General features: G+C 41.0%; 24 protein-coding genes. 5 read left to right on the top strand and 19 right to left on the bottom strand.

The window, feature by feature from the left end; translation table 11 throughout:
- The first annotated feature begins 114 nt into the window (after positions 1-114).
- Both recU and QUF94_RS10900 read left to right on the top strand, forming a co-directional pair.
- The gene (gene recU, locus QUF94_RS10905; protein WP_289315868.1) at positions 115-726 is read left to right on the top strand and encodes a Holliday junction resolvase RecU; all 612 of its coding nucleotides are present in this window, start codon (positions 115-117) and stop codon (positions 724-726) included.
- Between the two features lie 27 nt (positions 727-753).
- On the top strand, positions 754-3,480 hold the full coding sequence (locus tag QUF94_RS10900; RefSeq protein ID WP_289315867.1) for a penicillin-binding protein 1A: 2,727 nt from the start codon (positions 754-756) through the stop codon (positions 3,478-3,480).
- Positions 3,481-3,504: 24 nt separating this feature from the next.
- Here QUF94_RS10900 and QUF94_RS10895 read toward each other — a convergent pair whose 3' ends face one another.
- The 4 genes from QUF94_RS10895 to asnS all read right to left on the bottom strand — a co-directional run bounded on the left by QUF94_RS10895 (position 3,505) and on the right by asnS (position 6,821).
- Entirely contained in the window at positions 3,505-4,041 is a 537-nt protein-coding gene (locus QUF94_RS10895) for a YpoC family protein (RefSeq protein WP_289315866.1), read from the bottom strand.
- Complete coding sequence (nth, locus tag QUF94_RS10890; protein ID WP_101222378.1) at positions 4,038-4,694, bottom strand: endonuclease III; 657 nt, start codon at positions 4,692-4,694, stop codon at positions 4,038-4,040. The genes QUF94_RS10895 and nth overlap by 4 nt, the downstream gene beginning before the upstream one ends.
- A 22-nt stretch (positions 4,695-4,716) precedes the next feature.
- Positions 4,717-5,412 carry a DnaD domain-containing protein gene (locus QUF94_RS10885; RefSeq protein ID WP_289315865.1) on the bottom strand — a complete coding sequence of 232 codons (696 nt, stop codon included), beginning with the start codon at positions 5,410-5,412 and terminating at the stop codon, positions 4,717-4,719.
- Between the two features lie 116 nt (positions 5,413-5,528).
- On the bottom strand, positions 5,529-6,821 hold the full coding sequence (asnS, locus tag QUF94_RS10880; protein ID WP_289315864.1) for an asparagine--tRNA ligase: 1,293 nt from the start codon (positions 6,819-6,821) through the stop codon (positions 5,529-5,531).
- A gap of 810 nt (positions 6,822-7,631) precedes the next feature.
- On the opposite strand from asnS, the gene QUF94_RS10875 reads away from it, so the two are divergent.
- The 3 genes from QUF94_RS10875 to QUF94_RS10865 are packed head-to-tail and all read left to right on the top strand — an operon-like array spanning position 7,632 to position 9,606.
- On the top strand, positions 7,632-8,420 hold the full coding sequence (locus QUF94_RS10875) for a fumarylacetoacetate hydrolase family protein (protein ID WP_289315863.1): 789 nt from the start codon (positions 7,632-7,634) through the stop codon (positions 8,418-8,420).
- On the top strand, positions 8,417-9,205 hold the full coding sequence (locus tag QUF94_RS10870; protein ID WP_289315862.1) for a fumarylacetoacetate hydrolase family protein: 789 nt from the start codon (positions 8,417-8,419) through the stop codon (positions 9,203-9,205). Before QUF94_RS10875 ends, QUF94_RS10870 begins: the two co-directional genes overlap by 4 nt.
- Before the next feature lie 17 nt (positions 9,206-9,222).
- A complete protein-coding gene (locus QUF94_RS10865; protein WP_289315861.1) occupies positions 9,223-9,606 on the top strand; it encodes a 5-carboxymethyl-2-hydroxymuconate Delta-isomerase in 384 nt (127 codons plus the stop codon).
- Between the two features lie 93 nt (positions 9,607-9,699).
- On the opposite strand, the gene hpaB is transcribed toward QUF94_RS10865, so the two are convergent.
- The 15 genes from hpaB to bshA form a co-directional block, all read right to left on the bottom strand.
- The gene (gene hpaB / locus QUF94_RS10860; protein ID WP_289315860.1) at positions 9,700-11,172 is read right to left on the bottom strand and encodes a 4-hydroxyphenylacetate 3-monooxygenase, oxygenase component; all 1,473 of its coding nucleotides are present in this window, start codon (positions 11,170-11,172) and stop codon (positions 9,700-9,702) included.
- Between the two features lie 360 nt (positions 11,173-11,532).
- On the bottom strand, positions 11,533-12,516 hold the full coding sequence (gene hpaD / locus QUF94_RS10855; RefSeq protein WP_289315859.1) for a 3,4-dihydroxyphenylacetate 2,3-dioxygenase: 984 nt from the start codon (positions 12,514-12,516) through the stop codon (positions 11,533-11,535).
- Positions 12,517-12,545: 29 nt separating this feature from the next.
- Positions 12,546-14,060 (bottom strand): 5-carboxymethyl-2-hydroxymuconate semialdehyde dehydrogenase, encoded by a 1,515-nt coding sequence (gene hpaE / locus QUF94_RS10850; RefSeq protein WP_289315858.1) that lies wholly within the window; start codon positions 14,058-14,060, stop codon positions 12,546-12,548.
- A 77-nt stretch (positions 14,061-14,137) separates the two neighbouring features.
- Positions 14,138-15,055, bottom strand: coding sequence for a 2,4-dihydroxyhept-2-ene-1,7-dioic acid aldolase (gene hpaI / locus QUF94_RS10845; RefSeq protein ID WP_289315857.1), 918 nt, complete (start codon positions 15,053-15,055; stop codon positions 14,138-14,140).
- Between the two features lie 108 nt (positions 15,056-15,163).
- A complete protein-coding gene (locus QUF94_RS10840) occupies positions 15,164-15,841 on the bottom strand; it encodes a GntR family transcriptional regulator (RefSeq protein ID WP_289315856.1) in 678 nt (225 codons plus the stop codon).
- 218 nt (positions 15,842-16,059) lie between these two features.
- Positions 16,060-17,244, bottom strand: coding sequence for a pyridoxal phosphate-dependent aminotransferase (locus QUF94_RS10835; protein ID WP_289315855.1), 1,185 nt, complete (start codon positions 17,242-17,244; stop codon positions 16,060-16,062).
- A gap of 19 nt (positions 17,245-17,263) precedes the next feature.
- A complete protein-coding gene (locus tag QUF94_RS10830; RefSeq protein WP_289315854.1) occupies positions 17,264-17,740 on the bottom strand; it encodes a cell wall elongation regulator TseB-like domain-containing protein in 477 nt (158 codons plus the stop codon).
- 18 nt (positions 17,741-17,758) lie between these two features.
- Positions 17,759-17,929, bottom strand: a complete 171-nt coding sequence (locus QUF94_RS10825) for a YpmA family protein (protein WP_064505144.1) — start codon at positions 17,927-17,929, stop codon at positions 17,759-17,761.
- Positions 17,930-18,084: 155 nt separating this feature from the next.
- A complete protein-coding gene (gene dinG / locus QUF94_RS10820; protein ID WP_289315853.1) occupies positions 18,085-20,865 on the bottom strand; it encodes an ATP-dependent DNA helicase DinG in 2,781 nt (926 codons plus the stop codon).
- A 191-nt stretch (positions 20,866-21,056) separates the two neighbouring features.
- A complete protein-coding gene (gene panD, locus QUF94_RS10815; protein WP_289315852.1) occupies positions 21,057-21,440 on the bottom strand; it encodes an aspartate 1-decarboxylase in 384 nt (127 codons plus the stop codon).
- Positions 21,441-21,465: 25 nt separating this feature from the next.
- Positions 21,466-22,314 carry a pantoate--beta-alanine ligase gene (panC, locus tag QUF94_RS10810; protein WP_289315851.1) on the bottom strand — a complete coding sequence of 283 codons (849 nt, stop codon included), beginning with the start codon at positions 22,312-22,314 and terminating at the stop codon, positions 21,466-21,468.
- Positions 22,311-23,147 (bottom strand): 3-methyl-2-oxobutanoate hydroxymethyltransferase, encoded by an 837-nt coding sequence (panB, locus tag QUF94_RS10805; protein ID WP_289315850.1) that lies wholly within the window; start codon positions 23,145-23,147, stop codon positions 22,311-22,313. Before panB ends, panC begins: the two co-directional genes overlap by 4 nt.
- A 342-nt stretch (positions 23,148-23,489) precedes the next feature.
- Positions 23,490-24,470, bottom strand: a complete 981-nt coding sequence (locus QUF94_RS10800) for a biotin--[acetyl-CoA-carboxylase] ligase (protein WP_289315849.1) — start codon at positions 24,468-24,470, stop codon at positions 23,490-23,492.
- The gene (locus tag QUF94_RS10795; RefSeq protein ID WP_289315848.1) at positions 24,455-25,648 is read right to left on the bottom strand and encodes a CCA tRNA nucleotidyltransferase; all 1,194 of its coding nucleotides are present in this window, start codon (positions 25,646-25,648) and stop codon (positions 24,455-24,457) included. The genes QUF94_RS10800 and QUF94_RS10795 overlap by 16 nt, the downstream gene beginning before the upstream one ends.
- A 13-nt stretch (positions 25,649-25,661) precedes the next feature.
- Positions 25,662-26,801, bottom strand: coding sequence for an N-acetyl-alpha-D-glucosaminyl L-malate synthase BshA (bshA, locus tag QUF94_RS10790; RefSeq protein WP_289315847.1), 1,140 nt, complete (start codon positions 26,799-26,801; stop codon positions 25,662-25,664).
- Positions 26,802-26,804: the final 3 nt, after the last annotated feature.

Genomic DNA, 26,804 nt, shown 5'->3' with positions numbered 1-26,804 from the left:
ATTGTGACATAAAGTTGTACATTAATCCTATCGTTCTAAGAAACAATTCTTTTTATTCACATATTGGATTCTTTTTTTGCTAATATAGATAAGTGAAAAAAAGGAGGGGTAAAAGTGGCATTTCATTATCCCAACGGACGAAGATTTGTACCGCAGGCTATGGAAGAAAAAAAAAGCCCACTAAAAAAAATCAGTTATAGCAACCGGGGAAAAACATTGGAAGACGATTTGAACGAAACCAATCAGTATTATTTAGCACACGGCATTGCCGTCATCCATAAAAAACCGACACCTATTCAAATTGTCGATGTCCACTACCCGAAGAGAAGTGCTGCAGTCATTAAAGAAGCCTACTTCAAACAAGCGTCGACCACCGATTACAATGGTGTTTATAAAGGAAAGTACATTGATTTTGAGGCAAAGGAAACGAAAAACAGCAGTTCGTTCCCACTGAAGAATTTTCATGACCATCAAATTGAACATATGAAACAGATCATTCAGCATGATGGAATTGCATTTGTCATCATCCGGTTTTCCGCAATGGATGATATATATCTAATGAGTTCTGAACAACTGAGTTTTTATTGGAAAAGAATGAAAGACGGCGGGCGCAAATCTATAACTCTTCAAGAGGTTGAAAGCAGTTCACGAAAGATTACTCTTGGCTTTCAACCGAGAATTGACTATATTAAAGTAGTAGATTCGCTCATCGCAGAAAATTTTTAGTTTTTTTAGAAAGGCAGGTTAGCTGTAATGGCTGAAAAATATAATACTAGAGAAGAACGCCGAAAGCAGAGTCAGACACAAAAAAAGGGACCGAAGAATGGACCTAAAAAGCCAACCAATATGCTTAAGCGCATTTTCCTTATACTAGTCACGATCGGAATTATAGGCTTGGTTGCCGGAGGAGCTGCAATGGCTTACTTTATAAGCGATGCTCCAAAACTTGACGAAAAGCTTTTGAAAGATCCAGTCACATCCAAAATTCTGGATGAAAACGGAAAATTGCTTGCTGAAGTCGGAACGGAAAACCGGGATTATGTAAATTATGAAGACATACCTGATCTTGTCGAAGAAGCTTTCCTTGCTACGGAAGATTCCCGCTTTTATGAACACCACGGGGTGGATTTCTTACGTCTGGGCAGTGCCGTCATAGCCAACTTCAAAAACGGATTCGGCTCAGAGGGTGCAAGTACATTGACCCAGCAGGTTATCAAGCGTTCTTATTTAACACCTGATAAGACCATTAAAAGGAAAGTCCAGGAAATGTGGCTATCCATTCAGCTTGAAAGAAAATATACAAAAGAAGAAATTTTCGAAATGTATGTGAATAAGATCTTCTTTGCAAACCGTGCCAACGGGGTCTTAACTGCTTCCCAGACTTATTATGGAAAAGATCTAAGCGAATTGAAATTGAACGAAGCGGCCATGCTTGTCGGATTACCGCAAAGTCCAAGCCGTTATGACCCTTATAAATACCCTGAACGTGCGAAAGAACGCCGTGATATTGTCCTGCACTTAATGAATAAACATGGATATATCACCGAAAATGAAATGAAAAGTGCACAAAGCATCGATATAACAGAAGGACTTCAAGAAATCGATAAAAGCCAAATCGATACGACTGCTTATGATGCATTCATCGATTTGGTAATTGAGGAAGTCGGAGATATGGGTGACTATAACGTCTTTACCGATGGTTTGGAAATCCAAACGACCATTGATAAAGATGCCCAGGAATATGTCTATAACATGTTGAACAGTGATGAAATCATTAATTATCCAAGTAAAGATCTCCAAGCTGGAGTCACCTTACTCGATACTGAAACTGGTGAAATAAAAGCAGTGGGCGGCGGCAGGAACACGACAGTTAAACGTGGCTGGAATTATGCAACGGATGCCAAGCGTTCACCTGGTTCGACCATTAAGCCAATTTTGGATTATGGCCCTGCCGTAGAATATTTAAATTGGTCCACCTACCATCAAATCAAAGATGAGGAATATAGTTACACTGATGGAACACCGCTTAAAAATGCTTCCGGGCGACATTATGGTACCGTAACGACTCGCGAAGCACTGGCACGTTCATTAAATATCCCTGCCTTAAAAACGCTTCAAGCAGTCGGATTGGACCGTGCGCGTGATTTTGCCACTGACCTGGGCATTCCTTTTGAAAAGGAAATAACAGAATCAGCAGCATTGGGTGGCGGTAAAGACGTTTCTACTCTTGAACTTGCCGGTGCATACAGTTCATTCGGAAACAACGGTATCTATAATGAACCGCATAGTGTCAAAAAGATTGTTTTACGTGACAAAACAACCATCAAAAACAAGACTGATTCGAAACCGGTCATGAAAGATTCCACGGCTTTCATCGTTACGGACATGTTGAAGAGCGTAATGAAAGAAGCTTATGGAACAGGAAGGTTAGCCAATATACCTAATCTCCCAGTAGCCGGTAAAACGGGTTCAACCAATTTCACGCCTGAACAGCGTGCAGCGAACAACATCCCATCTTCCGGTGTAAAAGATAGCTGGATGGCGGGTTATACAACCAATTATACAGTCGCAGTATGGGCTGGTTATGATAATGCATCAGGTGAGAAATTGGAGTATCTGGGTGATTCTTCTCAAAGGATCCCTAAATCGATCTTTAAGAATTTAATGGAACATATGGCTCAATCAAAAGAAACGAAAGACTTTGATCAACCTGACAGCGTTGTAAAAGTTGGAGTCATAAAAGGTTCGAATCCGGCTGTTAAAGCCAATGAATATACACCAAGCAGTAAAATCACTTATGAATATTATGTTAAAGGTCACGAGCCAACACAAGTGACGACAGAATATGAGAAAATTGACTCACCAGGCATTAACGCTTCTTACAATCAAGAAAGTAATGCAATCAATCTATCATGGTCATATCCTAAAGGAAAAGCCCAATTCGAGGTTATGATGTCCGTTGATGGCGGAGCGCAGAGCGTGTTAAAAAAATCGAAGGATACTAGTTTAACGATCCCTAACCCAACCCCTGGAAGTAAATATACTTTCTCAGTGGTCGCGTTAGTGGATAACCAACAAAGTGATCCTGCAAGTACATCTGTCGAAATACCGGCTGAAGCGGAAGAACCTGAGGATACTGAAGAGGAGATTGAAGATCCGGCCGAAGGTGAAGATATGGAACAAGAAACTCCTGCTGAAGGCGAAGAAGATAAACAAGACGAAGACAAAAATAACAACGGCAACAATGGAAACAATGGAAATGGTAATGAGGATGGAAACACTGATAACAATGGCAATGGAAACAATACTGATGATGGAAATGGCAATAAGGATGATGAAGACGTTGAAGGCGGGGATCCTGGCACCGACCCTGGGACGGTAGAAGAAACACCAGTCGAAACCCCTGACCCGGACCCTAATCCTAACCCGGACCCTGATCCAGAAAAAGAGAAAGACAAGGATAAAGAAAATCAAGATTGACTAAAAAACGTCTAAGCTATAAGCTTAGACGTTTTTTTTATTCTTATTTTTAATCATGAACTTCACATGTTGTTTTTCAAATTCTCGGAACAACTCACTAAGTTGTCTATACGAATGGAAAGAAGCAGGTCTTTCAAGGATGAAAGACAGCCTTTCGGCCAGATTCACTGGAATATGATTTAAAGATTTTATTTGTAGCCGAAAATCACTCAATAACACAGGCTTTCCATGCATCCAGAAGACTGCAGTTAAAAATAATCCTATACCCTGCTTCATGAGTCCCAAGGTCCGTCCCACTTTTCGCTCTGAAAATAGCAAGCTGCATTCTGTATCGATTCCCTTCCATTTTTCCAGTAGTTCCTTTACATGAATTGCCCCCTTAGTCCAAGGAGTATACGATTCAACATCATTATAGTAAAGTAACTCGTACGGAAAAGCCTCGAATGGGATCGAAACACTCCACCCTGCATAGTGTTCTTTTTCCAAGATGGTTTCCTTCTCAGGGAAAAACAAAGGATGGTCCAATTCTGCAGGGACTTTTAATGATATGGACTGCGTCAATTGGCCTCTTTCCTTTTCATTCTTTTTTTTCCTTCACGGCATAATTCGAGAAGTGGGCAGGTTTCACATCTTGGTGACTGTGCCTTGCAATGATAGCGTCCAAAGAATATCAGGCGGTGATGCGTAACGGACCATTCATCCTTTGGTATCTTAGCCATCAACGTTTTCTCAACATCGAGGACACTATCCTTCCAACGGCATAATCCCAGGCGCTTGGAAACACGCTCTACATGGGTATCCACAGCTATCGCTGGCACATCAAACGCAACGGAAACGACTACATTAGCCGTCTTTCTGCCCACACCAGGCAATTTAACAAGCTCATCACGATCTCTGGGTACTTCCTTACCGTATTCTTCGATCAGCATGCGCGACAACTTTTGTATGTTCTTAGCCTTGTTACGAAACAAACCGATTGAGCGAATGTCATTTTCCAACTCTTCTATCGGAACGCTTATGTAATCCTCAGGCGTTTTATATTTTTGAAATAAATCCTTAGTGACTTTATTGACTAATACATCCGTACATTGAGCTGACAAGGCAACGGCAATCACCAATTCAAATGGATTGGAGTGATTCAGCTCACAATGGGCATCCGGAAACATTTCCCCCATTGTATCCAGACAATATCGAATTTGAGCTTTATTCAACATATTGGTTCTCCTTCAATTTACATTACTGCTCGAGCCAGTTATAAAAAGGCACATCTTTCAATGGTTGTGCAGTTTCCGTCTTCCGGTCCCTCTTTTGATGAACTCTAAATTTTTGACCTTGCTCCCTTGCCTGTTCCAAGGTTTTTATTCCATTCTTTTTCCACTCGAATAAAATCCGATCAATGTATCGGAAATTCAATTTACCGGAAATGACAGACTCCCTAAGAGCTGACTTAATGATCTCAGGCTGATGGTCGTCCTCCATCCACATTGCCAATGTCTCACATTCAAATGGAGATAAAGGGCGGCCGAACTCCTGTTCAAAAATCGTATAAAGGCTCTCCCCCGCTTTTTGGACCTCAGCCGACTCTGACTGTTTCAAAGTTTTTAAGAAACAGTCCATCATTTTTTCATAAAGTGGAGACAACGAGTATTTTTCCTGTCCGATTTCTTGACTCCCTTCAACCACCATTTCAACAAATCCCCTTTGAACCAAACGCTGGATTAGGAATAGACATTCCGTTTCCTGCAATGTCATTCGGTCAGATAGTTGGGATGGTGCAGGGAAATGGTTACCTTTATCGATAAAGCTTTGCAATTGTAATAATAGGACCATTTCTTGTTCATTCAGTCCCATTGTCTTATAGTTAGTCAACAAAAAGGATGGAATCGTTATCGTTCCTTCCTTAAACCACGCATATAAATGTTCTTTATTCATGTTTTTGGACACCTCTGATTAAGTATAACATGAATATGGCTCCCCGAATAAGCTTATAATTTTAACAAAAAACGGTTATCTGCCCAATATGGCCAGATAACCGCTTCTTTAAGAGATCAAGGATATAAACGATTTAATAGACGTGGGAACGGAATGGTTTCACGGACATGTTCAACTCCACTGATCCAAGCAACAGTACGTTCTAACCCCAACCCGAAGCCCGAATGCGGTACAGATCCGTATTTTCTTAATTCCATATACCATTTGTAAGCATCTTCGCTCAAGCCATGCTCGTTGATTCTTTGTTCAAGCAATTCCAGATCATGAATCCGCTCCGAACCGCCAATTATTTCACCGTATCCTTCGGGAGCGATCAAATCGGCACAAAGAACGACTTCTTCCCTGTCAGGAGCAGGCTGCATATAGAAAGGCTTGATTTTGGTTGGATAATGAGTAATGAAAACTGGCTTTTCATAACTTTCTGCTATTGCAGTTTCGTGCGGCGCCCCAAAATCATCACCCCATTGGATATCATCAAATCCTTGTTCATGAAGGAACTTAATGGCTTCATCATAGGTAATACGCGGGAAAGGAGCTTTAATTTGTTCAAGCTTTGCTGTGTCACGGCCCAGGGTATTCAACTCAAGCTGACAGTTTTTCAATACAGATTGGATGATGGAAGATACGAATTGTTCCTGAACCTCCAGATTTTCTTTAAATTCGATGAAAGCCATTTCCGGTTCAATCATCCAGAACTCGATTAAATGCCGTCTTGTTTTGGATTTTTCTGCCCTGAAGGTAGGACCAAAAGAAAATACCTTCCCTAGTGCCATGGCTGCCGCTTCCATATAAAGCTGTCCACTTTGTGAAAGGTATGCATCCTCATCAAAGTATTTAGTCGCGAACAATTCACTCGTTCCCTCTGGAGCGCTTCCTGTTAAAATGGGGGGATCGACTTTTACGAAACCTTCTTCATTAAAGAATTCATATGTAGCCCGGATTATTTCATTACGGATTTTCATGACTGCATGCTGTCGTTTTGAACGCAGCCACAAATGGCGGTTATCCATTAAGAATTCAGGACCATGCGCTTTAGGTGTAATTGGATAATCCAATGATTCATGAATGATTTCAATATCTTTCACTTGTAATTCAAAACCGAACGGCGAGCGTTCATCCTTTTGAATGACACCAGTTACATACATGGATGTCTCTTGCGAAACCGATTTCGCACGAGCGAAAACTTCTTCACCCACTTCAGCTTTCACGACCACTCCTTGAATGAAACCGGAGCCATCACGGATTTGAAGAAAAGCAATTTTCCCACTGGAACGCTTGCTGGCAAGCCAGCCTCCAATGGTAACTTCTTGATCGACGAATTTGCTAGCATCTTTTATTGTAATTTTCACGGAATTTACCTCCAAAAATAGCTTAACTTACTATGTAATATACTCTACTTATTATACCCATAGCCCTGCTTACAAGCAAATAAATCAATTGAAGCGGAAGTTCCACGCCTTTGATATCACTTTCAGGTTTTTTGAGCGTATTCGCCAGATTGCATGGTAGATACTACCCTAACAAATTTGCTGACATGGTAGACGCCCAAGCCAGTATGATCAACTCGGTATATGTATCGATTGACATTTCAGCTTTTAAAACTATGATTGAACCCTCATCTAAACTTTTAAATATCTGCTACAGGACCTGTTCAAATATCTGTTTTCTTGTTCCCAGACCATTGATGCGAACAACCACCTATAAGCAGTTATGTATGTGCTATTGGGCAGAACCATGCCATTAGGTCCTTTCATCGTATTTATATCCATCGTGCCCAAAACAAATTTACTTCTCCAAATATAGGCACGAACTCCCCTATATTTCCATTTCAGTAGCCTGCAGAGAAGCACAGCCATAAAGTCCATTTTTTTTCGGATACTGTGTGCAGCCATGAATTCATATTTGTTCAACCACCCATTCTTAAATCTGAACCCAAAGGGAATTTCCACATTATTATAAGAGAATCCTCCTATGAGTTATGACCAAGGACGATGTCTGGGTGCTCTACTAACTAAATGTTCAAGATATTTTTCAGTTAAAACCAATCTTTTTAACAATTTTTGTATAATTATACTGAATAATCTAAAAATGTTGAACTTAAACAAAAAATCATATACGATATCATATATGATTAATAATAAATCAAGGGGTGAGTGTCCATGACAAAAGCAAGAGTGAAACTCCAAAAATCGGAATATTCTGAAGAAATTGAAATATTGTCAAAAAAGTATTTATTAATGAACGGTGATAAATATGAGGTATCACAAATAAAGTTGGATATCCCTATTTCAGGAACGGTATATGGGACATTATTAAACTATAAAGGATCATTGGATGCATTGAAGGGGAAGTTCCACCAAGCTCCTTATAATGAACCTCCTAAAGGGCCGATCCTTTATATTAAACCTAGAAACACGTTATCTTCTTTTTCAAATCCAGTTCCCCTTCCAAAAGGTATACCTGCATTGGAAATCGGGGCGGCACTTGGAATAGTAATCAATAAAACGGCAACAAGAGTCAAAAAAGAACATGCACTGGATTTTATAGAAGGTTTTACGATCGCCAATGATATTAGCATCCCGCATGAAAGCGTTTACCGCCCTGCGATCCGCTATAAAGCACGTGATGGATTTTGCCCGATCGGTCCCTGGGTCGTATTCAAGGAATCCATATCCAACCCCGATTCTATAGGAATCCGTGTATATATTAATGGGGTGCTTAGGCAAGAAAATTCAACTTCAAATCTAATTCGCTCCATCTCCCACCTAATTGAGGATGTAACAGACTTCATGACTTTGAATCCGGGTGACGTCCTTTTAGTGGGAGTTCCAGAGAATGCACCACTGGCAAAAGCCAATGACCATATTAGAATAGAAATTGACGAAATCGGATATTTGGAAAATACAATCATTTCCGAAGAAAAATTATCAATGGAGGGAATTTTATGAAGAGAGCACGTATAGCCTATGCAGGTGCCATACATCAAGCAAGTGAATATAATGGCCAGCTCCAATTGGCGGATGGCCGGATTGTCCATGAGCAAGATGTTGTCTGGCTTCCCCCAGTGGAACCGCGGACTGTGTTCGCACTTGGCTTGAATTATGCAGACCATGCGAAGGAGCTTGCTTTTAAAACCCCGGAAGAACCCCTGGCGTTCTTAAAAGGTCCCAATACCTTTATCGGCCACCGTGGGCAGACAAGACGGCCTGCTGATGCATCTTATATGCACTATGAATGTGAACTGGCAGTCGTCATCGGTAAAAAGGCGAAGAACATAAAAAAGGAAGAAGCCTTTAAGTATATAAGTGGATATACCATTGCAAATGATTATGCAATACGGGATTATCTTGAGAATTACTATCGACCAAACTTAAAGGTTAAAAATCGCGATACCTGCACCCCCATCGGTCCTTGGCTAGTAGATGCCGAAGATATTACAGACCCTTCAAATCTTGCCATCAAGTCATATGTCAACGGAAAATTGACTCAGGAAGGCAACACGAAAGATATGATTTTCAGCATCGCTGATTTAATTGAATATTTCAGCAGCTTCATGACATTGAGTCCAGGCGATATAATATTGACAGGCACACCGGAAGGATTGGCGGATACTGCTGTAGGCGATGAAATCATCACTGAAATTGAAGGTATCGGAAAACTCGTCAGCACAATAGTCGGTGACGATATATTTACAGAAGGCGGGGATCGGCCACATTTAAAAATCCATAATTAACGGAAGGGACTAATTACATGCCTCATATTATTATAGAGTATACGGATAATATCAAAGATGAAATCCAGATTGACAGCTTATTGAGCAAGGTGAATGATGTACTGATCTCCTATCCTTCCATCTTTCCAATTGGCGGCATCCGATCCCGGGCCATTGAATTGAAACATTATCGTGTTGCCGATGGAACAGAGGATGATGCCTTTGTTCATGCCATACTAAAAATTGGCGCTGGGCGCCAGGACAGTGATAAAATCAAAGTATGTGACCAACTTTTCGAAACGATGGAAGCCCATTTGGCATCCCTCTTTTCAAAAAGATATCTTGCCCTTTCCATGGAACTTACGGAATTCAGTGATTTTGGCACATATAAAAAAAATAATATTCATGATCGATATAAATAAATGAACTATTGGAATTCCGACTGTATAATAAAAGGCCTTCCCGATCGTCGGGAAGGCCTTTTATTATGAAATGATCGGATACCGCTACCTGACTCAGTTGATTTCTGCAAGATGTTCAGTACGGTTCAAGAACTCCTTGACACGATCCACATATTCCTGTTTATCATAGCCGTTATATAAAGCGCTGGCCATACGGACCGGATCCCCAAAAAAGAATCTTTCGTACAGCGTTTGCCTGGTTCCAAATGAACTCATGCATACATCCCATGCGAGGCGATACAATTTAACCCTGTCATAGGCTCCACCATTAGCGGCCTGAAGATATTTATCCAAATCCGGTCGAAGCTCCGAATTGAAATCGGCTTCATTAGGTATCGCCATTAAGCCACTAGCACCAAGAAGCTGCATTATTTCACTGAATCTAGGGTAAATCTTCGGATAATAATTACGGGCTATGTTTAACGGTGTGAAATCAGGTGTCATCATTCCCCACTTATCCACTTTCGCGTTTGCCTCCGAAGCTGTAATGAAAGCTTTTACCGTTTCAAGGGCTATGATGACTTCCGAAATTTTCTCCTGAACATGCTGGTATTGCCCTATATTGATGGTCTCCACCATTAGTTGCAAAATCCCTAGAACGAACTCGGTTTTGACGATATTCTTCGATACTACCTGATGGGTCATATGAACAACCGCATTGCTTTCATTATAAGCCTGGTTGCAAATGCCGACATCCCCATATGCAAATACCCGATTCCAAGGAACGACTACATCATCAAAAACGATAATCGAATCCATTTCCTCAAATCGTGAACCAAGTGGATGGTCGAAATGTGATTTGCCATAGTCAAATGATTCACGACAGATGAATTTTAACCCCGGTGTATTATTTGGTATGGAGAATGCGAATGCATAAGGGTTTTCTTCTTCAAATTGTTTAAGCAATGTTGAAGGGAAAACCATGATTTCATCCGTAATTCCTCCTTGTGTAGCTAATAATCTGGCTCCCTTTATAATAAGCCCTTCCGAATTCTTGCCGGCAATCCGGGCAGCGATGTAAGGGTCCGGAAGCTTTGCCGCACTAACTCCCCTATTTACCTGTGGTTGAATCAGGGTATGTGTCAACGACAAATCCTTTTCCCGGCAGAGCTCATAGTAATCTTTCATATTTTTCGCAAATGCCGAATCCTGGTTGCCGAACATATCCGCCGCAGAACCGTACGCCATCATCCCACTGTTGATATAATCAGGGGAACGTCCCATCATTCCATTATTATGTCTTGCCCATTCTTGAATCATTTTCCTCCTTTTTTCAAGGTCTTCCTTAGTACGGGGCTGCATGAATGAGGTTCCTACTCTTTCATTGGAAGTTGGTGAAATATAAGTCATGATGTCTTCTTTCGCAGAATCATGTTGGAGGTCATATAATTCCGCCTGTGTTTTCATGACCCCTTTAAAAGCTGGATGTTCACTGATCTTATCCTCTACTTGCTCCCCATTGATCCATACATTCGCCTTTGCTTTGTCTACCCTATTAATATATTCTTTACCCGTTTTTGCCGGCATGATTGAATCCCCCTTCAGCATCAATAAACGAAGCGCTTACAAATGAATAATTTAAAAAATTCAATTAATTAATAGAAATACAGTTAAGTTTGTGCTGAACATGAATGATATCAAATCCATCTTCCTTCCTCTTCTACAAGAAAGGTTCCATTAAAAATTTCAGTAAGCAGTTCTTCCATAATATAGCGGTTTTCCATTTTATATTCACCAGTTCATTTTTTCCCTTAACCGGTAAACAGTTGGTATGATCGGATGAATAGTTTGTCACGGAAACGTGAACACATGCATAGTCACTCCAAAATCAGAGTAACGTTAGTTTTGACGAGACGCTCGTTCATTCACCCTATATCCGCGCTGCAATCAGATGATGAATTCAGGCTTGCTTTTTTCCAGGATCGGTTCTTCAAGAGTAACTTCTTCACCTGATATTATATCAAGAACAGCGGAAGCCTCATCAAACCATGAATCCGGAGCTTTGGCTCCCCAGAATGTCTGACGCCTTGGATCATTCAAATCCCAATGGATTGGTTCTGTATCTGGGTCGGACGTTAAATAATCCCCATTGTATAATTCGATCCTATGACCGTCCGGGTCTCTTAAATATAGGAAGAATGCATTGGATAGACCATGCCTTCCGGGGCCGCGTTCGATGGACTGTGCATATCCGAGTGATGCCAGCACATCACATGCATGGATAAGTGCAAGGGGATCTGGCAGAAAGAAGCCTACATGATGAAGTCTTGGACCGATTCCGTTCATGAATGCCTGGTCATGGACCGTTTGTTTTCTATGTAGCCATGTCGCCCATAATTGACCCGACTCATCAACAGTATCTTCCGAACAGGCGAAACCTAATTCCTTCACATAAAAATCATGGGCTTTTTGCACATTTGTTACACTACAATTCACATGATCGATCCTTTGGACCCTTGAACCCCTATGCAAATCGAATCGTTGCAGCAATCTCTCGGCTTTATCCATTTTGTTGAAAAATTCCACTGGCAATCCGGAAATATCCTGAACTCGAAGCGATTTGCCTAATGCATGCTGTGTTCCCTCTTTCATCCACTTCATTTTCATCCCCTTTGAAAGGAAAAAAGATTCCAATTCTTTAAGGTCTTCCTCTTTTTCAACTTTGTATCCTATCGCTTCAACGCTTGGCTTTTTTGCCTTTTTCAAGATAAGCGAGTGATGATGCGCTTCCTCTAAACCACGTAAATAAATGTGTTCATTTGTTCTTTCCGTTTCAACAAAACCTAAAGCATCCACATAAAAGGCCCTTGATTTATCTAAATCTGTTACATTAAGTATCGTTCTCGCAACACGAATAATAGAAAAATTCATAGTATTCTCCCCTTCTTTTGAAATCCGAATTATTTTTCAGCAGAAGAAACGGCATTTCGTTTCGAATCCCCGAATTTTGGAATATGGTGTTCTCCAATCGCCACGTGGATAACTTGTGTTTCTGTATAAAATTCAAAGCTATAATGGCCACCTTCACGTCCAACCCCACTATATTTCGATCCTCCAAATGGTATCCGTAAATCTCTTACATTTTGAGAATTCACCCAGACCATCCCACTATCGACAGCTTGAGCAAATCTATGTCCTCGTTTCATATCATTGGTCCATACATAAGAAGCAAGCCCATACTTTACATCGTTGGCCATTTTCAGTACTTCCTCTTCCGTCTTGAAAGGAATGACTGCCATGACAGGTCCAAAAATTTCTTCCTGTGCTACCGTCATATCATTTGTACAGTTCAAGAGAAGCGTCGGGGCGATATAATTCCCTTCTTTAAATTCAACCGGTATGACACCGCTTACAATTTCTGCCCCTTCATCTTTTGCTATATCCAGATAACGGGAGACATTATCAAAATGATTTCGATGAATCAGCGGTCCAATTTCCGTTCCTGCTTCCATTGGATTTCCAATTTTAATATTATGAACACGTTCCTTCAATTCTGCAACGAACTGGTCTATTATCGATTCATGGACAAATAACCTGGAATTAGCCGTGCAGCGCTCCCCATTGAATGAATAGATTCCCCAAACCACTGAATCCATGGCCTTTTCCAGATCGGCATCTTCAAAAATGATAGCTGGTGATTTACCTCCGAGTTCCATGGAAAAACGTTTCATTGTATCCGCACCATTTTTAATGATTTCAGCGCCAGTAGTCGTTTCTCCGGTAAAGGATATCAATTGGACATCAGGATGGGCGACCAAGGACGCTCCTGCTGTCTCCCCAAAACCGTGAACGATATTGAATACGCCTTTTGGCAAACCGGATTGGTCCACGATTTGAGCCAATTTATTTGCTGTCAACGGAGACCATTCCGCCGGTTTAAGGACACATGTATTACCTGTAGCCAGAGCCGGGGCGATTTTCCAGGTTTCTAACATGAAAGGCGCATTCCAAGGAGTGATCAATCCCGCCACTCCTATCGGTTTATGAATCGTATAATTAATGAAAGTGTCATCCACTTGATACGATTCTCCTATAAGCCTGCTTTTCACCATTTCAGAATAAAAACGGAAATTCTCCGCTCCCCTTGCAGCCTGTTTTTTTGTCTGGCTAATCGGCAACCCTGTATCAAGTGATTCCAAGAAGGAAATTTCTTCGGCATTTTCTTCAATTAAATCAGCAATCCTATTAATGTATTTCAACCTTTCTTCCACTTTCATCTTTCTCCATGGACCGTTATCGAATGCATCTCTTGCAGCAGCTACCGCTAGATCAATGTCCTGTTTAAACCCTTCTGCCACATTATTGATTGCTTGATTATTAAAAGGGCTAAGATTTTCAAATGTTTTCCCTAAGGTACCATCAACAAATTGACCATTGATGTAATGTTGGACATCTTGCACGGGAAAAGTTGGCATGATAAATCCTCCTTAATAATTAATTCGGGAAGAAGCCAAAAATCGTATGAAATTCTGCTATCTTCCCAATCTACCAATTATGATCCAATCACTTGGTCAATAAGTCCGTATGATTGAAGGGTTTCACGCAGTTCCTTTTCTAATGGTTCCGAAGGCGGGCCCATAGGCGGCCTTAATGCAGGATTGATTTTTCCCATCATCCCCATCGCTGCTTTTAAAGGTCCTGGATTTGTTTCTTTAAACAAAACATCATTCAATGGCATTAATTTATAATGGAGGTCCAGAGCCTTATTCACATCACCTTCCACCCAATGGTTATAAATTTCCGCCACTTCTTTAGGAGTGATATTGGCTGTAGCACTTATATGTCCAGCTCCTCCTATAGCCAGCATTGGATAGCATAATAATTCTATGCCTGAATATAAGAGAAAATCCCTTCCACAATTTAATAAGACACGGTTCACATGTTCGAAATCCTTATTAGATTCCTTTACACCAATAATATTTTTACAATCTTCAGCAAGACGTGCCAATGTCTTCACTTCTAAATTCGTCGCCGTTCTTCCAGGAATGTTATAAACGATAAGCGGGATGTCAACAGAATCAGCTACTGTCTTAAAATGATTGTAAAGTGCCTGTTGATTTGGCTTATTGTAATATGGAACGATCACTAAAGCAGCATCCGCCCCCATTTCCTGTGCCCTTTTTGTCAAATTTAACGTTTCTTTCTGATTAGCAGATCCAGTACCAGGAGCGACTGGAACACGGGAATTTGCTGTTTTAATGGCCGTTTCCATCACTAATTCCCGCTCCTCAATCGTTAGTGAACTGGGCTCGCCTGTAGTCCCGCATACCGAGATTCCATGGGAACCGCTTTCAATATGCCAGTTTACCAGATTTTCAATTGCTTTTACATCCACTTCCATCTTGTCATCAAACGGAGTGATTACTGGAGCGATGGATCCTCTTAAACGACTTTTGATTTCTTCGTACATTTCCCTACCACCTTTTGATTATTTGAATATTCGGAATAATATAGGTAAAAAAATCGGCCTTGCTTTTATAAATAATCGATCGACTATTATAAAACAAAGCCTAGATCATCAAAGTGCCTGATCGTGATTAGTTTCCGACCTCTGCTTGAATGTACTTATGGCATTCAGTTTATGCTTTCTCACCAATGATTCAATATCTTCAAAAGAAGCTTTTTCCTTTAAAAGCCTTATGATGCTTTCATGTTCACGAATGGATTGGACTGCGCGTTGCGGCACCATGGTGAACATTGACTTTCTGACTCTATTCATTCTTTGTTGCGCCTGTTTAATTTCCTCTATTAAAAAGGAATTTCCGCACCTTTCATAAATTTCAGCATGAAAACACTCGTTTAACTTACCAAACAGCTCTAATTCAAAGTTATGGAGCGCTTTTTCCATTTCTTTGTTTAATTTAATTAGATTTTCAAAATCATGATCATTCATCGTTAAAGAACTGAGTGCGGCTGCATAGCCTTCAAGCAAAGATAAAACAGAAAGAGTTTCAATGTATTCGCTCTCATTTATGCTTGTAACCACTGCTCCACTATAAGGCTTATATTGAATAAGGCCGTCAGATTCAAGTTGTCTGATTGCTTCCCTGACAGGAATCGGACTTAAACTAAGTTCTTTTGCCGTTTGATCGATAATGATCCGCTGTCCAGAACCGTATGTTCCATCCAAAATTAATTTACGAAGGTGTTCATAAGCAATTTGCTTTTTGCTGGGGTTTTTGTTTTTATCTTCCATATTTTCATCATATATGAAATCATATATGATTGCAATCGGTTTTTATTAAAAATCATATATGATTTTCCTTTGCAAGCTTGATTTGCATTATATAATGTTCAGTTACCTATGGAAGGTTTGATATGATAAAAACTCCCTTTTAAAGGGAGGGTTATTAATTCCACTAAAAAAACCTGCAGACCCTGTTGTAGCCAGGAGTCTGCAGGTTTTTAAAAAAATTATGCCATTTTTGATTTAACGAATGAATGGATTCTTTCAACGGCTGCTTCCAGCAATTCCAATGAAGTTGCATAAGAGAGTCTGATGTTATCAGGTGCACCAAATCCTGAACCTGGAATAACAGCCACTTGTGCTTCCTCCAGCAATGCAGTCGTAAACTCTTCGACATTGCTGTAACCCGTTAATTCAACTGCACTTTTAACGTTCGGGAATAAGTAAAATGCCCCTTGTGGTTTAATGCAGCTAATGCCCGGAATCTCAACCAATTTATCATATATCTTATTCAAACGGCCTTCAAATGCCTGACGCATTTCTTCCACAGGCTCCTGCGAACCTTCATAAGCGGCAATCGCTCCATATTGAGCGGTTGTCGTAGGGTTGGATGTGCTATGGCTAGCGAGGTTCGTCATTGCCTTAATGATGGACTCTTCACCGACTGCATAACCAATTCTCCAGCCAGTCATCGAATGCGATTTAGATACACCATTGATGATGATCGTTTGCTTTTTCAATTCCGGTGAAATCTCTGCAATGGATGTATGTTTAGCATTTCCATAAACCAACTTTTCGTAAATCTCGTCGGAAACGATCAAGATATCATGAGCTAGGCAAACTTCCCCGATAGCCGCTAGTTCTTCCCTGGAATAAAGCATGCCCGTTGGATTGCTTGGCGAGTTGATGATAACAGCTTTGGTTTTTTCGGTAATCGCTTGTTCTAATTGTTCCTTAGTGATTTTATATTGGTTTTCTTCCGTTCCGACAACATAAACTGGCTTTCCGTCAGCAAGCTTGATTTGCTCAGGATAACTTACCCAATACGGTATCGGAACAATCACTTCATCTTCTTCATCCAAGATCGCTTGAAACAATGTGTAAAGTGCGTGCTTTGCACCAGAGCCAACTAAAATTTCAGAAGGTTTGTATTCCAGGCCTTGATCACGCTTCAATTTAGATGCAATTGCTTCTTTTAGCTTCGGCAGACCAGCGGATGGCGTGTATTTTGTTTGACCTTCATTCATGGATTGAAGGGCGGCATCTATAATATGTTGGGGCGTATTATAGTCTGGTTCACCTGCCCCCAAACCAATTATATCAAGACCTTGGTCCTTAAGTTCCTTTGCTTTTGCCGTGATGGCCAATGTTGTTGATGGGGTTAATGACTGAACCCGGTTCGCTAATTTCATTGTAAATTAATCCTCCATTCTAAATGCTTCGATAATACTTAAGCCATTCCCCAGTTTTAAAATCGTAATAATCATAGTTAAAACGCTCTGATTCATCAAGATAAGTTACTTCCCAAAGCGGAACGTTCTTTTCCATGCCTAGCTTAACTGAAATGATTTTTTGGGGATTGAGATTTTCATTGACAATGCTTAAGATTTCTTTTTTTGATTTACCATCTTTATAGTTTTCCACTACTATTTCTTTCTTCTTGTCCTCAGGAAGCCAGACTATTTTTTTAGTCCCTTTTTCTCCCTTACCAATGATGACAGAGTATGAATCCTGCCCATTATAAAGGTAGAATTCTTCCATGGTCACAAGGCCGCCCTCTTCCTTCGCCTTTTTAAAAGCCTCATCACCAGCTTCTTTTTTAGGCTGCAACGCTTTAATATATGCCCCGCTGACAAATCCGATAAAACAAAGGACCAGGATAGAAGCAATAATCAACCATTTTTTCAAAGCTGCTTTTCCCTCTTTCTATGTACGATAAATTGTAAATATCGCTTTTTCTTGATCTTCGGAATCCAATGCCAGACCGAACATTAAATCATCTTTTTTCAATGTTCGGTTCAAAGAATCCACAATTTTATACAGATCAGGAGAATGTTGCAACCTGACTGTTGAAATTACTTCAATTTTACTTTCCATGAAAACGCCCCTCCATTTTTAAATATTGTCAACAACCACTGGTATGAAAAGGATTTGAAGGCTTTACCACCTTTCACATTATACCAGTTCATAAGTTATTTTTCTTTATAAATTGATAAAAATTCAATTGGATTAATGAATAATCTAAAGATTCTTTATATCCACTCTTCTATCATATCAGCCATTTCTATTATTGAAGCTTGGTGCCAGTCGACTGCCGGAATGGCCTTTTGAAATTCGGGACCATATTTGGCAGTGACGATGCGGCGATCAAGAATAACCAAAATCCCTTTATCTTCTGGAGTTCGTATAAGCCTGCCGAATCCTTGTCGGAACCTTAACAGGGCTTCAGGTAAAGAATACGCAGAAAAAGCATTACGCCCTTGCTTCTCGAGAAGTTGGCATTTTGCAGCTGTCACTGGTTCATCCGGAGGAGAAAAAGGCAGCCTGACAATGATTAAACAAGATAAATCCTCGCCTGGTATATCGACGCCTTCCCAAAGGCTGGTTGTCCCAAAAAGGACGGCTTTTTCGAAATTTTGGAAATTCCTGAGCAGCCTCATACGGCTTCCACCAGAAATCCCTTGTGCAAACAGGGTGAACTCATCCAGGACACCAGTGTCTTTAATGGAATGATACGTTGCCCGCAGCATCTCATGGGAGGTGAACAATACCATCATCCTGCCTTTAGCTGCCTGAGCGGCGGCAATAATATGGTTTGCTGCGGTTTCCGAGAATTCCTCCACCGTTAAGCAATTGATATCCGGTATATCATTTGGAACCAGAACCTTTACGAGTTCCTGATAAGGAAAGGGCGAAGGAAAACTAGCTGTCTGAATAAGCTCATTCTCTAAACCGAGTTGTTCTTTAAAATAATTAAAAGAATCCTTCACCACAAGGGTTGCTGATGTCATGATCACACTTTTTTGGCGCCCGAAATAGGAATCCCACAACCATTTACTTCCTGAAATCGGCTGAACCGTAAGAGTCACCCCGTGCTGAGGTGCTGAATTCGTATAATCAAGCCAATAAATATTTTCTTCATGAGGCTTAATGAAAAATTCATGTAGGGAGTCCCTGGTATCCTGCAAATGCCCAAGCAGCACTTCAATATCATTTAAGTAAAATAATGAATTTTTACCCAAGGGGGACTCTTTATTCAATAAAAGCGCCAATCTTTTCTCTAATTCCGTGATGATATAACCTAACAAGTCAACCAATCGCTCAGCCACCAGGATCGCTTTACCCCATCTGCCATCATCTATTTTGAATGAAAGCCGTTTCGGACTCATGGAACGGGAAAGTTTTTCCGCCTGACTGGAGATGTAATAAAAAAGCTGTTCGAATTCATAGGAAAAGTCACTAAGCTTTTGATCTAATTCATGCGAAGACTTCCCATCCGTCAGTCCATTATTTAAGAGTAACCTGTCCAATTTGTACAATAATTGCTTTTGATCTGATGTCCCTAGTCTATTCAAAACCGTCTTCACCGAAATATAATTAAGCCTGCTCCCAAGCTGTTTAGATGCAGCCTGTTCCAAATGGTGTGCTTCATCGAGTATCAGATACCCTTTCTTGGGAATCAAAGCGTCTTCTGTAAGTAGATCCGTCATTAAAAATGAGTGATTAGTGATGATGATATCCGCCTTGGTCGCCGTTTTTTTTGCCCTTTCAAAAAAATCCAATTCTATCCAGGGCTGTTTTAAACCGGCGTATGTAAGACCATCACTTTGCAGCCTATTCCAAAACAGTTGACCGCCGCTTGTGAGATTCAATTCATCTTTATCGCCTGTTACGGTTTCAGTAAGCCAAACCAATATCTGCATTTTAGTTAATGCCGTTTCATAATTATCTTCCTTTTCACGCAATGCCCTTTCGAACTTTGCCAAGCTCAAATAATTACTTCTTCCCTTTAACAAAACAGCTTGAAAGGTAAAAGGAAGGATTGACTTAAGCTTAGGGACTTCGTTTTGGAGAAGTTGATCCTGTAGCTGAAGCGTATACGTCGAAATGACGACCGGTTTTTGATGTTTTCTTGCAAAATAAACGGCTGGAAGCAGGTAGCCTATGGATTTTCCAATACCTGTCCCAGCTTCAATGATTGCATCTTGGCTGGATTCGAAGGAATGGTGAATCATGTTCATCATATCAAGCTGACCGCTTCTTGCTTCAAAAGCAGGGAATGCACTTTGAAGCATGGCGATCTTTTCCTCATCATCGAGCGGGAATTCTGACTCCGTGTCTTTATGGTCACTCTCTTCTTCGGCCTTATTAAATGCAAGGCCCCTATAAGTTATAAGATCTGGTGAATGGACTTCTGCTTTAGCAAGTTTGCTTGCTATGCAAGCATCTATCAATTCGGAAATCTCACTTTGTAAGGAATAAGATAATCGATATAATTGTTTAAGCGTCATCACCGGAAGATTCATCAGCTTTTTTTTCAATTCCAATAATAATAGAGCGGTGGCATATGCATCACTATCCGCTTGATGGGGCCTGGAATGATCTAGGTTTTCTTCTTTAGCCAGCTGGTGCAGCTTATATCCATCGGATGTTGGCTTTAATATTTTCGCTAATTCTACTGTATCAAGGGTGGAACCATAAAACGGCTCAAACCCACAGCGTACTAGTTCTTCCTGTAAAAAAGATAAGTCAAATAAAACATTATGGGCAACAAAACAAGCCCCTTCTATCAGCCGGGCAATATTTTCTGCGACATCTTCAAAGTCAGGTGCATTTTTTACCGTCTCGTTGCTTATTCCGGTCAATTCTTCAATAAACAAGGAAATTTCCTGTCCAGGGTGGATGAATGTCGAGTATTCATCAACAATTTGGTCATTTTCGATGACCACGCCAGCAAATTGAATAATCCTATCCCCTTTTTTCGGAGAATTCCCTGTTGTTTCCAAATCGACCACTACATATCGTTGCATCATGAATTGTACACCTCAAACTTCGCTTTCTCCACTTCCTGATGGAATTCTCTTATCTTTTTTATACCATAATAATCGTAATAAAGGAAACAAGCCGTTCATCATACCTATTCTAAAACCCGTTCCACCATTCATCATCAGCCGAAAAGGGCCGGCACCCGTGCATGATTCATGCACAAGTGCCGGCCCTCCGCTTACATGATTGTAGCTGCAGGTTCTTTTGAAATCAGTTCAATGATTTTGTTATTTTCATCCATGATCGCAACTTTTGGTTGGTGATCTCCCAGTTTATCCTCGGCAACCATCACGTAAGAAATGATTATCACGATATCATCCGGCTGCACCAGTCTTGCTGCCGCTCCGTTCAAACACACGACACCGCTCCCCCGTTCACCCGCAATCACATACGTTTCAAGTCGAGCCCCATTATTATTGTTCACGATGGTGACTTTTTCATTAGGCAGAATACCCACCGCATCGATTATGTCTTCATCAATTGTAATACTGCCAACATAGTTCAAATTAGCTTCAGTTACCCGTGCACGGTGGATCTTTCCATTCATCATCGTTCGAAACATCACATTTCCCCCTGATCTTCATGAATTATTCTACATTTAAAGTAATATTATCAATTAGCCTTGCATGCTTGAACTTAACGGCGATTGCAATGATGACGTTTCCAGAAAGCATTTCAATTGGTTTAAGTTCCGGATATTGATAGATTTCAATATAGTCGATCACCCCATTTGTATGGGCACCAATATGTTCACTTACCAGAGCCGTGACGGTTGCAGTATTTCTTTCACCTGATATAACCGCATCTTTGGCCTTTAATAAACTTTGGTACAGCTCTTTAGCTTCCATTCGTTCCTGATCTGATAGGTTAACATTTCGCGAGCTTTTCGCTAACCCATCTACTTCTCGTACGGTATCTACAGCTACAAGCTGGATCGGGAAATTAAAGTCTTTGATCAATCCATCTATCACGGCGACTTGCTGGGCATCCTTCTTCCCGAAGTAAGCTCTATCAGGAAGGATGATATTGAAGAATTTCGTCAAGATCGTCGCTACACCATCAAAGTGTCCAGGCCTTTGTCTCCCGCATAAACAATCCGTCCTGCTTTGGACAACAACTTTGACAGATGGTTCTTCACCGTACATTTCGTGAACTGTTGGATAGAAGAGATAATCCACTCCGGCATTGGCTGCGACATTTTCATCCCGTTCCAAATCCCGTGGATATGTTTCAAAATCCTCATTGGGTCCAAATTGCAACGGATTAACAAAGATACTCAATACCACAATATCATTTTCTTTGCGAGCCTTTTCCATTAGAGTTGCATGCCCCTCATGTAAAAAGCCCATTGTCGCTACATAGCCAATGCTTTTGTGATTGCTTTTTTCCTCCCGGAGCGCCTTTTGCAAATCTGCTGCTGATGTAAAAGTTTTCATCTTTTCCCTCCGTAAAGTTCTGTAAGCTGCTCTTCCTTCATCGTAAATGAATGTTCTTTCGACGGAAAATCTTTAGATTTCACTTCATTGACATACCTTGTTATCGATTGGCCAATCAGTTCATTCGCATCTCCATAAACTTTTACGAATTTTGCAACCCGATCTACCCCATACTTGATGACATCATGATAAACGAGGACTTGACCATCCGTGTCTGCACCTGCCCCAATTCCAATGGTAGGAATCCCCAGGTTCCGTGTGACGAGTTCCCCCACTTGATATGGTACACATTCAAACACTACTGCCATCGCACCCGCCGCCTCACACTTTTTCGCATCTTCCACAAGCTGTGCTGCAGCTTCGGCGTCTTTTCCTTGCACTTTATATCCGCCCAGAACGCCGACTGATTGAGGAGTCAAGCCAAGATGGGCTACAACCGGGATGCCCGCCTTCGTCAATGCTGATATTTTATATACAACATCGTCTGCTCCCTCAAGCTTTATGGCATCCGCATGACCTTCCTGCATGATACGGGCTGCATTCTTAAGTGTTTCATCCATGGATAGGTGATAGCTCATAAAGGGCATATCAGTCACGACAAATGTATTTGGGGCCCCGCGTTTTACTGCTTTTGTATGATGGATCATGTCATTCACCGTAACAGGGATCGTAGAGTCATAACCCAAAACGACCATTCCTAAAGAATCACCGACTAAAATCATGTCTACACCTGATTGTTCGGCTAACTTTGCCGACGGATAATCATAAGCCGTAAGCATGACAATTTTCTCTTGATTTTGTTTCATTTTCAAAAAATCTCCGGACAATTTCATTACGTTTCCTCCTTTTTGTTGGAGGAGATGAAAACATCAGAGTAAACTGGTGTCTATACATTCATACGCAAAAAAAGACTGACTAAAAAAGTATCTGTTTAGCTAAGAAAAATGGCTTAAAAAGCCAGATTTCGTTCAATAAACAGCACTTGTCATTTTAGTCAATCTCTTTGTTCCATCAGAAGTTTCCATCCCTCCGTCCCAGTCCAATCTCTGGATCAAGGCAGATTTTCAAATAATTTGGTATTTATGGGGGTGCAGTTCACATGAGATACTGCCCACTTGCATTATATCAAGCCAAATTCAATAATTCTATTTATTTTTCGCGGATTTGACAAAAATCTACTGAATTTCAATATCTGCAGAATAAATCGAATGTACTTTTCCTTTTCCGTCTTCAAGAAGTAAAACACCTGAATCCGTTATGCCCAATGCTTTTCCGACAATCGTGTCATTGACGGTACTGGCTTTGATAACCTGTCCAAGGCTGATCGCATAACTCTCCCATAGGTCCTTTATTGGCATGAAGCCTTGTTCTAAATAGAGTTCGTACAAGTTTTCCAGACGAAACAATGCTCGTTGAATGACCTTGGACCTTGAAACCGTCCCTCCACTTTCTATGAGAAGGGAAGACGCTTTTTCCTGCAGTTCTTCAGGAAAATCCTCCAATTGCTGGTTGATATTCATTCCAATTCCGATAATGACAGAATGGATTCTATCTGACTCCGCCTGCATCTCCGTCAGGATGCCCACCACTTTCTTGCGATTCACCAAAATATCATTCGGCCACTTTATTTGTGGCTTCAAATCAGTGGTATCCTCTATAGCCTGAGCCACGGCGACCGCGGCCAATAATGTAAGTTGTGGAGCCTCATGAATCGGGATTTTCGGTCTTAGTATGAGACTCATCCATATGCCGCTGAATTTTGGGGAATGCCAAGATCTCATCAATCTTCCTTTTCCGGATAACTGTTCCTCGGCAACGACGAGGGTCCCCTCCTGAACACCTTCATTTGCTAGTTGATGCGCAATTTTTTGAGTGGATTCCACAGTTTCCTGATAGTGGATCATTTTGCCGATCGTTTTTGTTTCCAAGCCAAGTTGTATTTCGCTTTCTGACACTTTTTCCGGCGCTGATATGATCCGGTAGCCTTTTTTCCTAACGGCTTCAACATTATAACCTTCACTGCGCAGGTCTTCTATATGCTTCCATACTGCCGTACGCGAACAACCAATATATTCTGCAATTTCCTGACCGGATATAAATGCACCCTCCGCTTTTGAGAGGGCTTCCATCAACTTTGTTCTTAACTCAGATTGCATTTCTCCAGCCACCTCTTTATTTCTTCTTTATCATTTCTTAATTCTTCATTCAAGACAGCTTTCAATATTATTTCCAAGTATTCTTTCACCCATGGACCTGGTTTCTCTTGATGCCAATTCAATAAATCCGTCCCCGTTACGTCAAGATCCGACATATGTTTAATAATGAGTTCATTGTAGCGTAGATATGCATTCTCCTCTGCACGCGATACATTTCCCCCAGTCAGTGCTGCCCTGACTTTAGCAGCTTGTACAGTTACGCCATGACCTGCCTGAAATACATCGATAGCTGAATTTTCAAAAGAGGGTTCTTTCTTTACTAGCTGTATGATACGTTGAACGTTTCTTATCGTTTTCAATGGCAGCTTCCATGCCCTTAATGCCTCTTCCATTTCCCGATCACTTGTATGAACCATGATTACTGACCATATTTCTGCCGCTTTAAGCTGATGAAGCGGAAGATTTAGTAATTTACTTAAATGCTCCTTTTTACTGGAGAATTGAGGCAGGTATCGATATAATCCGCTTTCTAGCAAGAGTGAGAGAGCCCTTATCTTATTGGATCCGGCCAATAACTTTTCAAATTCAACCAGGATTCTTTCGACAGCGATTTCACTGATGATCTGGGCGTTTTCTTTAAGGGAATCAAAGGTTTCTTGATCCAGTTCAAAATCAAGTTGACTGACGAACCTTAATGCACGCATCATTCTCAAAGCATCCTCATGAAACCTTTCATGCGGATTGCCAACCGTGATGATCCTTTTTTCAGTCAAATCACGATTTCCATTAAATGGATCGATAATGTTTCCGGACTTATCCATGGCCATTGCATTCATCGTGAAATCTCTTCTCCGTAAATCCTCAGTCAAAGAACGGACAAATTGCACAGAATCGGGTCTGCGGAAGTCCGAATACCCGCTTTCCGTTCTAAACGTCGTAATTTCGTATGTACCCGACTCCGTAATTACAAGGACTGTTCCATGGTCAATCCCGATATCAGCCGTTTTAGGAAAAATCAGTTTGATTTCCTGGGGTGTTGCGGAAGTAGCAATGTCCACATCGTTGATGGGCCTGCCGAGGATATAATCCCTTACTGAGCCACCAACGAAATAGGCCTCGAATCCTGCTCCTTCAATCAATTCGAGAATGGGTACTGATTTTAAGAATAACTGATCCATCAGCATCCCCTCCCTATTCCATAGATTTACTTTCAAGTGCTTGAAGGTAGATGGCTTCATACTCTGACATGATTGTAGCCGAATGAAAATCGGTATTGGCCCTTTCCATCGCAGCCTCAGAAAAGCGTTTATGCAAAATCGGGTCGCTTAAAAGTCCAATCGCTTTTTCAGCAACCATATTGACATCACCCAATTCACAAATATAACCAGTCTCCCCATCTACGATGACTTCAGGAATTCCCCCGATATTCGTCCCGATACAAGGAACTCCACATGCCATCGCCTCGAGAAGCACGAGTCCGAAACTCTCCTTTTCAGATAATAGGAATATCAGATCACTGATTGAATATAATTCGGCAAGGTTATCCTGCTTGCCAAGAAACAAGACCGATCCATCGATCCCAAGATCTTTAGCCAATTTCAAAACGGTTGTCACTTCCGGTCCGTCACCTACGAGCAGAAGCTTGGCAGGCATTTTCTTCTGTGTTAAATAAAACGCCTGGATGACATCTTTCACACGCTTGACCGAACGGAAATTCGAGACGTGTATGATCACTTTTTCATCTTCCCTGATTCCGTATTCATCCCTCAGGTATTCTGAATTGGATTTATGGTAATCCCTTTCATCAATAAAATTATATACGGTTTTGATTTCCTTATCCGGTGCGATTAATTCATGCGTTTCCTGGACAAGGGAATTAGATACCCCTGTAACGACATCGGACTGCTCTATCCCGAATTTTATCAAATTGGTCAATGAGGGATCATGGCCTAATACGGTTATGTCCGTACCATGCAGTGTGGTCACGATCTTAACTTCATTACCTGACATCTGCTTTGCAAGGATCGCACAAACAGCATGTGGAATTGCATAATGAACGTGAAGGATATCTAGTTTCTCCCTTTTTACGACATCCGCTATCTTGCTGGCAAGGGCCAGGTCATATGGTGGATATTGAAAGACTGAGTAAGAGTTCACTTCAACCTGGTGATAATAAATATTACAGTACATCTTATTCAAGCGAAAAGGGAGGCTTGATGAAATGAAATGTATTTCATGTCCTTTTTCTGCAAGCATTTTACCTAATTCAGTTGCTACGACACCAGAACCCCCAACTGTAGGGTAACAAGTAATTCCAATTTTTAATTTCATAAG

This window comes from Peribacillus sp. NJ4 (assembly GCF_030348345.1).
In the GTDB taxonomy this organism is placed as follows: Bacteria; Bacillota; Bacilli; order Bacillales; family DSM-1321; genus Peribacillus.
The sequence above is the reverse complement of the archived record's forward strand: the minus strand, read 5'-3'. Positions and strand labels throughout refer to the sequence as shown.